This window comes from Uniformispora flossi, assembly GCF_049534875.1.
Lineage (GTDB): Bacteria > Actinomycetota > Actinomycetes > Streptomycetales > Streptomycetaceae > Yinghuangia > Yinghuangia aomiensis.
In genome coordinates this window covers 421,619-430,810 of record NZ_JBMULZ010000003.1, presented here as the reverse complement: position 1 = coordinate 430,810, position 9,192 = coordinate 421,619, and the positions used below count along the sequence as shown (strand labels likewise).

Annotated in this window: 9 protein-coding genes; 4 read left to right on the top strand and 5 right to left on the bottom strand. The window is 68.5% G+C overall.

The features are described from left to right. Positions 1–341: 341 nt before the first annotated feature. The 5 genes from ACPA54_RS09135 to ACPA54_RS09115 are packed head-to-tail and all read right to left on the bottom strand — an operon-like array spanning position 342 to position 3,577. Positions 342–815 carry an NUDIX hydrolase gene (locus tag ACPA54_RS09135; protein WP_423528168.1) on the bottom strand — a complete coding sequence of 158 codons (474 nt, stop codon included), beginning with the start codon at positions 813–815 and terminating at the stop codon, positions 342–344. Between the two features lie 54 nt (positions 816–869). After that, complete coding sequence (locus ACPA54_RS09130; protein WP_423528167.1) at positions 870–1,370, bottom strand: hypothetical protein; 501 nt, start codon at positions 1,368–1,370, stop codon at positions 870–872. Next, positions 1,357–2,004, bottom strand: a complete 648-nt coding sequence (locus tag ACPA54_RS09125; RefSeq protein WP_423528166.1) for a dTMP kinase — start codon at positions 2,002–2,004, stop codon at positions 1,357–1,359. The genes ACPA54_RS09130 and ACPA54_RS09125 overlap by 14 nt, the downstream gene beginning before the upstream one ends. Beyond that, a complete protein-coding gene (locus ACPA54_RS09120) occupies positions 2,004–3,023 on the bottom strand; it encodes a radical SAM protein (RefSeq protein WP_423528165.1) in 1,020 nt (339 codons plus the stop codon). Before ACPA54_RS09120 ends, ACPA54_RS09125 begins: the two co-directional genes overlap by 1 nt. An 11-nt stretch (positions 3,024–3,034) precedes the next feature. Then, positions 3,035–3,577, bottom strand: coding sequence for a hypothetical protein (locus ACPA54_RS09115; protein ID WP_423528164.1), 543 nt, complete (start codon positions 3,575–3,577; stop codon positions 3,035–3,037). A gap of 128 nt (positions 3,578–3,705) precedes the next feature. On the opposite strand from ACPA54_RS09115, the gene ACPA54_RS09110 reads away from it, so the two are divergent. The 4 genes from ACPA54_RS09110 (at position 3,706) to ACPA54_RS09095 (ending at position 9,190) form a co-directional block, all read left to right on the top strand. Beyond that, positions 3,706–4,947 (top strand): helix-turn-helix transcriptional regulator, encoded by a 1,242-nt coding sequence (locus ACPA54_RS09110; RefSeq protein WP_423528163.1) that lies wholly within the window; start codon positions 3,706–3,708, stop codon positions 4,945–4,947. Positions 4,948–4,961: 14 nt separating this feature from the next. Beyond that, complete coding sequence (locus tag ACPA54_RS09105) at positions 4,962–5,321, top strand: hypothetical protein (RefSeq protein ID WP_423528162.1); 360 nt, start codon at positions 4,962–4,964, stop codon at positions 5,319–5,321. Positions 5,322–5,435: 114 nt separating this feature from the next. After that, positions 5,436–6,176 (top strand): class I SAM-dependent methyltransferase, encoded by a 741-nt coding sequence (locus ACPA54_RS09100; RefSeq protein ID WP_423528161.1) that lies wholly within the window; start codon positions 5,436–5,438, stop codon positions 6,174–6,176. 242 nt (positions 6,177–6,418) lie between these two features. Continuing rightward, a complete protein-coding gene (locus ACPA54_RS09095; RefSeq protein ID WP_423528160.1) occupies positions 6,419–9,190 on the top strand; it encodes an immune inhibitor A domain-containing protein in 2,772 nt (923 codons plus the stop codon). Positions 9,191–9,192 lie beyond the last annotated feature (2 nt).

Below are 9,192 nucleotides of genomic sequence, written 5' to 3'. Positions count from 1 at the left end.
CGGGGGGGGCGGGGGTGGGGGGCGGGGGTGGGGGGGGGGCGGGGGGCCCCCCCACCCCCCCCCGTGGGGGCCCCGCCGCCCCCCCCCCCCCGCGCCGAACGTTTCGGGCTCGAAGGCTTCGCCATCCTCGCCCGCCGATCAAAGCGCCCCCGCACGAACTCTTCGTCGTCGTGGCCCAATTTCGGGTCCAAGGCTCAGCCATCCGCCACCACGTCAAAAAGCCCCAATCGTTGCGCGCCGCGGCACGGCCGCGGCGCGCTGAGAGACCCAGGCTCGACGGCGAGGACACCGTCCTCGCCTGCCGATCAGGTACGTCCCCCCGCTCGGCCCACTACCCGGTTTCAGTGACCCGGAGCCGGAACCCAACCCGCATCAGACTCCTGACGGGAAGCCATGAAAAGCGCCAACGGCCCGGCTGGCAGGAGGAAACGGCCGTTGACCGCGGCATCCACCGCGTCAGCCATGGTCCACCAGGTGAGCTGGAAATCGGTCTCGCTGGCGGTCAGTTCTTGCGGACCGAGTGTGAGCCCGCGGGCCTCGTAGAGGTGGACCCGGGCCGTCGATCCGAGCGTGATGGCAAAGTCTCCGAGTGGCCTCAGCTCGACAGCGGTTGCCCCCGACTCCTCCTTCAGTTCGCGCGCTGCGCATTCGAGGATCGACTCCCCGGGTTCCATCCGCCCGCCCGGAAGGAACAGGTACTCCCCATCGTGATCATCGAACCAAGCTTGCAACAACGCCACCCGCCCCTGCGCATCGCGGGCGACGACAACTGCGGCATCGCGATTGGGCAATTCCTGCGGGACTGCGCTCTCCATGTTCCGGCAGCCTAGCCCGGTACAGTGCCGCACCCGGCAGGCAACACGATTTGTTCACTGCAACCGGCGGCCAGGTGCGCTGTAGCGCCCTAGACGCCCTTGTGCTGCCGAGTTCACCGGCCGGGGCACCCTGTCTTCGGCGATCAACTGCCGAATACGCGCGAGCCCCGTGGACTCTTCCAAGAGCGCACCCTTGCGGCCGTAAAGACGGATGCTCACCATCCGACCGCGGTACCGATCAATCGACACATGGATTCCGGGAGCTCCGAGGGAACTGACGGCATCAAGGACGCGAGATTCGGTGACATGGCCGAGACTCAGCGCACAGCATGCGTAATGCTCGGCGTTCCTCACGCCACCACAGGCGCGGTCGTGGATCTCGGCGCTTACAGCCGCACCGTCATGCCCAATGACCACGGTCGACGCGCGCTCCACAACGACGAGGCACGCGGCCAGCCACCAGCCGACCCCCACATGCAGGTCGCCAGGGATCTGGCCGTGGGCCCCGCCGTCGCGGATCACTTGCACGGTGTTGATCGGATTAATCTGCTGCACCTTGGGCCTTCAGGTGGCTGACGATCCGGTCGGCGATTTGCTGAGGGGTGCGATCGTCAGTGTCCAAGATGACCGCCGTCGGGTCCTCGGACGCCAGTTCCTCGAAGCCGGCCATGACATCGACCAGGCGGCCGGGCTTGGAGAACAGTGCGACGTCGTCGGCGGTCGCCGCGTTCGAATGGAGCTTCGCCTGCATCCGTTCTGCGAGCGTGCTCAGCGAGCACCGCAGATAGAACGTGGCATCCGGCGTTTCCAGGTACTCCGCGAACGGCTGCATCAGTTGCTGAACTTGCCGCAGACTCACCCGGTTTACGGCGGCGTGGCAGGCGACGACAGACGAGACGTAGCGGTCCGCCACAACTGGACCGATGCGTCGGTGGCGACGGATGAGATCGGCCGAGTGAAGCAGCCCGGAGAGGTAGAACCCGAACTGCGGAAGTGCGCGGAGCTCGCGGTTCACCGTCGCGCACCATGCCACATGCGGATCTGGGACGGTGTGAATCGAGGCTCCGCCAAGCCGCTGGGCGACTTCAACTGCCAGGGTGGACTTGCCGATGGCAGATGGGCCCTCGAGGATGACGAACGCGCCGACCTCCGCGCTGTCGCGAAGCGGGGTGTAGTTGCGCGACAGCATCACAAAACCCCCTGGGTAAACGCGTCGATGTGCGCGGCAACAGATGGGCCAATGGACTCGGCTGGCATGCCAGTCACGTCCAACCGTAAGTCCTCGCGGAGAAGGCACGGCTGGAGCGCCCCGGCGTGATCGAGCCGCAGCGCCCAGAACCCTTCGACGCATTGGCGGCGCTTCGGACAGGTGCCGCATTGCCCCACGTGGTGGCGCCCGAGGCTGCTCTGGATGACGTCAATCTCGACGCCGTCCACGCGGAAAACGCGACGCCCTTGGCCGACTCCGGCGATCTCAATCCGCTCGTCGGTAGTGAGGTTGCGCAGACGGCCGACTACGTCATCCGCTGTCAGGGCGTCGCCGGCGGCGTCTCCGTTGTAATCGGTGTCGACCAGCTCGATGAACTGGATCGGCAAACGCCGAGTCAGCGCATAGTCGAGAATTGCCGGGATCTCCGCGGCGTTGTCCCGCAACAGAAGGCAGTTCAGTTCCACACGCTGGAAGCGCTCACGGGCCGCCTCGATCCCGTCCAGCACTTCGCAGATGCCAAGGCGGGTCTTCGCGATCCTCCTGAACGACTCGTCCGAGAAATAGTGCAATGAGACCTTGACCTTGTCCAGCGGCGTTGCGGTGAGCCAATCAGCGTTGCGGCGGATCCGGGTCCCGTTGGTGATGAGCGTGTAGGACGCATCCGGCTGCGGCGCGGGAAGCTGTTCAAGGACGGGCCTCGCCAATGGCGACACGAGTGGCTCGCCGCCCGTGAAGTAGACCCGTTTGAGGCCGGCGTCCATCAGCCGCGTGATCGTCATGACGTAGTCCGTGGCCTCGAACTTGCGTCGCCGTGGCCGCCGGTTCCGGTCCAGGCGGGTGGTCAGCGGCGGAATGTCACCTTCGTTGTGGCAGAAGTAGCAGCCGATATTGCAGACCGGGCCGAAGGACACGCGGAGTTGCCCCCGCAGAGCGGCGTAGTTCTGGAGTGCCGTCCAGTCCGTTCGTGCTGCGTCACTGTCTGTGCTGGTGCTTTGCACGATCTACCCCTTCAGACGTCAGGGTGTGCGGAGTCGGCGACGGCGCGCGGCTCGCCACCCGAGGTCGGCGGGCAAGCGTCGGCGGTGGGTGTCAGAGAATCGAAGTTCGGCGCGCGCATGTCGCCCTCACCAGCGGCCTCGGCGGCCCATTGCTGACGAACGGTCCATCTCGCGCGTTCGAACTCGTCACGCGAAATGGCGCCGTGCGGCACAGCCCACCAGGCGCGGTCGTACGAGACATCTCGCCGTTCGAACCGCGCCAGTGCGACTTTCACGAGCGGCGCCGCCACCATGTCCGGCCCATAGCTGGCAAGTTCATCGACGACCTCGTAGCCGAAGGCACGGGCGTACTCCCCAGCCAGCCGAAGGGCTACGGCGGCGTGCACAGGGTCGAATCCCCACGCCACGATACGGATCTTCCCGTGGAAGCCGTTGAGGTCAGGCGCGACGGAGCATGTGCGGGCGGCCGGCAAGGGGCCCAGCTCAGGGACGTAGGGCCGAACCGCGTTGGGTCGAATCACCCCCACGGTCGTAAATGGAAGTTCAGTGCCCATCCCACGCCTCCACCGGTCGCTGCTCACAGTGTTCTTTGGATAACCTCAGGTAACCGGGTCGAGCTCTGGGGCTCCACGGCATCGATGCGGCAGTCTTGATGCAGATCCGTGCACGGCCAGGGGGCGTCATGGGGCTGGCAGAACGGCGAAAGGCCCTCGGCTACAGCCAGGAGAACCTGGCGGAGTTGGTCGGCGTGGACCGCACAACCGTCGGACGTTGGGAGAGCGGCAGGGTTCTCCCCCACCCGCAACAGCGGATCAGACTGGCTGGCGTCCTTGAACTCGGCCTCAAGGAGTTGGACGCTCTTCTGGCGCCGCCGGGAACCGAAGGCGGGCAACGTGGCTACCAGCCGATCGTGGGAGACCCAGACGACGTGATTCGCCGCGAATTCCTCCGAATGCTCACCGTCGGCAGCGCGCTGGCTGCCCTGCCATCAGAGGAGGCGGAAGCCCAATCGTGGGCGGTCCCCAGTCCCACCCGCGAAGACTTCGGGCGGATGAACGACCATCTTTGGCAGGTCTACCAGCTAGCCCGATCCAAGGAAGCGGTGTATCCGCTGGTCCGCGATCAACTGGCCACGTTCAACGCTGCCCTCTCGGCCAACAATCGCAACGTGTCCGGCACCGTTCTGCGCGCGGCAGCCGACCTCTTCCAACTGGCCGGCGAAGTCTCCTTCGACGCCAACCGGTACACCGATGCAGAAGCCTCCTACACGCTTGCCGCTTCCGTCAGTCGGGACGCAAGAGCGTTTGACCTGTGGGCGTGCGCCTTGATTCGGCGAACGTACATCGACGTGTCGGAGCGGCGATTCCTCCAGGCCGTCCAGACCCTGGAGGCGGCCGAAAGATTGGCTCGACATGGGGACAGCGCGTTGGCAACCCGGCATTGGGTTGCGGCTGTCCAAGCACAGGCGTACGCCGGCCTCGGGGACCTGTCGGGATGCGAGCGAGCCTTGGAGCGTGCCGAGCAGGTAGCAAATCTGGGGGCAGAGAGCGCCAACGGCGGATGGCTGCGGTTCGATGGGTCGCGTCTGGCTGAGGAGCGGGGAGCGCGCTACGTGGAACTTGGTCGCCTCGACTTGGCCGAGGCAACGTTGGAACAGGCTCTCCAGCAGAATGCCTTGGCTTCCGGGCAGTCGTATCGACGACGAGGCGCCGTCCTGACGGATCTTGCCGCGATCGGCGCCAAGCGGCGCGACTCGGAACAACTGGTCGCACATGGCCGGGAGGCGCTGCGCCTGGCCCACGCCTCTTCATCCGGCTATGTCGCCCGTAGACTCCGAACTCTGTCTGAAGGGTGCGGCGCACTGACCAATGACCGCCGCGTTGCGGAGCTGCGGGCCGAGATCGTCGCACTGAACACGCCTTGACGAGAGGGGTAGGCATGTCGCCGACCGAGGGTGCACGTCGCTTCAGGGAAGCTTGGATCGCAGGTGTGCGCCAGCACTTCCCAGGGGAGCCGAAACCCGGATACGTGACGCCCTGGGACGACACTCCGGAATGGGAACGCCAGGCCGCAGGCTCGGTCTACGCGCAGGTCCGCCAGTTCGTCGAGGTCAGCGGCGGACACGCTGCCCGCCTGTCACGCGAACAGAAGAGCCGTTTCGTCGCCACCTGCTGGACCGCCCAGATGTACAGGCACTTCGAGAACCCCAAGTCGGGGTATGTCGCCGACTGGCCGGATCTCCCCAAGTGGCAGCAAGAGACCGATGCCGACATCTTCGAGGCGATCGAGAGAGGTTGATTCGGTCGATACCCGATTCGATGTGCGGTGGCGCCGCGGTGCTGGGGCCCGATGGTGCGGTGACGTCGATCACCCCAACCCCATCAGCGAGTTGGTCCCGCGAATACTCTCACCATGACGACGTATGACCGCATCGGCGCCACCTACGCCACCACCCGCCGCCCCGACCCGCGGATCGCCGCGCAGATCCACGCGGCTCTCGGTGACGCCGTCAGCGTGATCAATGTGGGTGCCGGGTCCGGCTCCTACGAGCCCCCGCAAACCGTCCTTGCCGTCGAGCCCAGCGCGGTCATGATCGCCCAACGGCCGCCTGACTCCGCCCCGGCGATACAAGCCTCGGCGGAGGCCATCCCCGTCGAGGACGACGCGGCCGATGCGGTGATGGCGTTGCTGACCGTGCACCACTGGAGCGATCTGGAGGCCGGGATCGCGGAGTTGCGGCGGATCGCGCGGCGGCGGGTGGTCGTCTTCACCTGGGACCAGACGGTCACGCGCACGTTCTGGCTGCTGGACGAGTACTTGCCGGAGGTGATCGCCTTCGACGACGAACGGGCCGTCCCCGTCGACCGGTTGGCCGCGCTGCTGGGTGGCGCCCGGGTCGAGGAGGTGCCGGTTCCGCACGACTGCACGGACGGTTTCGGCGCCGCCTTCTGGCGCCGCCCGGAGGCCTACCTCGACCCGACGGTGCGGGCCGGCATCTCGATGCTCGCCCAGTCCAGTGAGGACGCCATCCGCCCGGGTCTCGTCCGCCTCGCCGACGACCTCGCGTCGGGCGTGTGGCACGAGCGCCACGCCGACCTGCTCGGCCGCGACACCTTCGACGGCGGCTACCGGCTCGTCATCGCCGACCTCTGACCGCCAGGCCGGCCCGCATGACGGGCCGGACGACCGAGCGGAACCAGCCGGGCCATCCCCCGTCCGGGTGACCCGACCGGCGCGTACCCGCGCCCTTCCCCAGCGGCGCCCGGCGCGCGATCTAGCGTCGGGCTTCACCCGCCCCTGCGGCGTGCTCCGTGCGGTGTGCGCCGCCGCCGCGAAGGGCCGCCATGCGCCGAACCGGATCCTCAGCCACCCGCCGGATGCGGAGAACTTCCGCCTTGGGAACGGCCATTGCCACGCTGGCGACGACGCTCGCCCTGGCCGTCCCGCCCGCCCCCGCCGCGCCGATCGGCGCCACGGACACCACCAAAGCCGCCTGGCACCCCTCCGCCGCGGACGACTACGTCAACTACGTAGCCCCTCGGGACGACCTTCCATCCGACCCGAATTATCCACAGCCTGTGGATAACTCTGCGCAATCTCGCATCAAGCAGGCCGACCGGCGAGCCCGCGACCTCGACCGCAAGTTCGCGGACGGCAATCCGCCGGCCGCCCGCGCCCTCGCCGCCGTCGAAGCCGAGTCCACCGCCACCGGACGCACTCCCCGCGCTCTCCTCGACGCACGGGACCGCCAGGCCGGACGCATCCCGGGCCAACCCCGCGACGCGAAACTCCTCACGATCCTGGTCGAGTTCAACGACCAGGCGAACGACGACTTCTCCGGCTATGAGCGGCCGACGAGCGTCGCCGATCCCACGTGCGTCACCGAACCTCCCGGCACCCTGACGAACGGGCCACGGCACAACCGGCTCCCCGACCCCGCAAAAGCCACCAAGCCCGACAACAACACCCTCTGGGTGCCGGACTTCTCCCCCGGCCACTACAACGCGATGCTGTACTCCGACCGCGGTCTGAGCGAGCGCATCCGCCCGGATCTGACCGGCCCCGACGGCAAGCCCGGCGTCGACGTGTCCGGGCTGACCATGCGCGCGATGTACAACGAGATGTCGCACGGCAAGTACCGCGTCGGCGGCGAAGCGGTCGGCTGGGTCACCGTCCCGCACTCCGAAGCCTGGTACGCGGCCGGCAAGTGCGGCAACGCCCGCCAGGACAACAGCGGCCACCCCGACAACCCCCGCGGCGTACGCCAGTTCGCGATCGACGCCGTCGACGCGCTCGCCAAGGCCCGCCCCGATTTCCCGTGGGCCGACTACGACCACGAGGACATCAGCGACGCCGACCACGACGGCAACGTCGACGAACCCGACGGCGTGGTCGACCACTTGGTCCTCGTCCACGCCGGACGCGACAAGTCCGCGGGCGGCGGCACCGAAGGCACGTACGCCATCTGGGCACATGCCAGCAACGTGCTCGGCGGCCACACGGTCCCCGGCACCGACCTCAAGGTCGCGAACTACATCGTGCAGCCCGAGGATTCCGGAGTCGGCGTCTTCGCCCACGAGTTCGGCCACGACCTCGGCCTCCCGGACCTCTACGACAACTTCAGCGGCGGCGAAACCGACGTCGACTTCTGGGACTTGATGTCGTCCGGATCACACGCCGGACCGCTGTTCCAGACGATGCCCACCCACATGGGCGCCTGGTCGAAGTACGTGCTCGGCTGGACGGACCCCCAGACCGTCCCCGTCGACGGCCGGTCCCGCCCCGTCGCACTCGGCGCCGCCGCCAAACCGGGCCCCGGGCTGAGGGATTCGGTACGGGTCGACCTGCCGCCCAAGTCCACCCGCATCGGCACCCCGCACTCCGGCACCGGCATGTGGTACTCCGGCCGCGACCAGGAATGGGCCGACACCGCGATCGTGCGCGACATCGCCGTGCCCGCCGCCGCCCAGGCGACCTTCTCCCTGTGGAACGACTACGTCATCGAACAGGACTGGGACTACGGCTTCGTCGAAGCCTCCGCCGACGGCGGCCGCACCTGGTCCCCGCTCCCCGTCCGCGACGCGCAGGGCACGCTGGTGTCCACTCCGCCGGACTACCCCGACCCCAACCGCAACCTCGCCGAGTTCCACAAGGCGAACGGCCTCACCGGCAGCAGCGGCGGCTGGCGCCACGACCACATCGACCTCACCCCCTACGCGGGCACCACCGTGCGCCTGCGCCTCGGCGTCATGACCGACGCCGCCTTCCAGGAACGCGGCTGGTTCGCCGACGACTTCAGCCTCGAAGCGGACGGCGCGACGGTGTGGACCGACGACGCCGAGCAGGGCGACAACGGCTGGAGCCCGGTCGGCGGCACGTCCACGATCACCCGCGGCGCGGGCTGGTCCCGCACGTCCGGCGCGCTCGAACGCGAGCAGTATTACCTGCTGGAGTGGCGCACCCCGACCGGCTTCGACGAGGGCCTGAAGTACGCCTACACCACCGTCCGCAGCGGCACCGACGGCACGCAGATCGCACGCGTGCCCTACAACGCCCCCGGCCTCCTGGTGTGGCTGCGCGACGCCGAGTACCAGAACAACGGCGTCCGGTTCGGGCTCGACAACCCGCCGAGCCACGGCCCCAAGGGCCAGGTCCTGCTCGTCGACGCGCACTTCGACCCGCTGCGCTGGAGCGGCGAGGCCGGGGCGCACTACCCGCCGAGCGTCCGCAACCCATTCAAGAACCTGGAGAACCGCGCGCAGTCGTCGAACGCGGCCTTCTCCCCCGCCGCCACGCTGCCGTTCACCGCGTGCCACAGCGCGGGCACCTGGTGCCAGGACTTCCCCGCCCTGCCCGGCATCCCGGAGTTCACCGACACCCGCGGATGGGCGGCCGGCGCCGAGTACTCCGGGGACACCCCGCTGGAGCGGTTCCGGGACGGCAGCACCGTCGTCCCCGCACGCGAGCCCTACTCGACCCGCGTCGTGCTCCCGGACGGCACCCCCGACACCGCGCACTACGGCGAGAAGTGGGGCGGCTCGGTCCTCGGCTCGGGCGACCCGGGCCCGGACCGGGCCTACGGCGTCACGGTGCGCGTCGTCCGCTTCCTCGACCCCCGCAACGCCGCCCGCGGCGCGCTGGTCGACGTCGCGCCGGCGCGTCGGTAGCG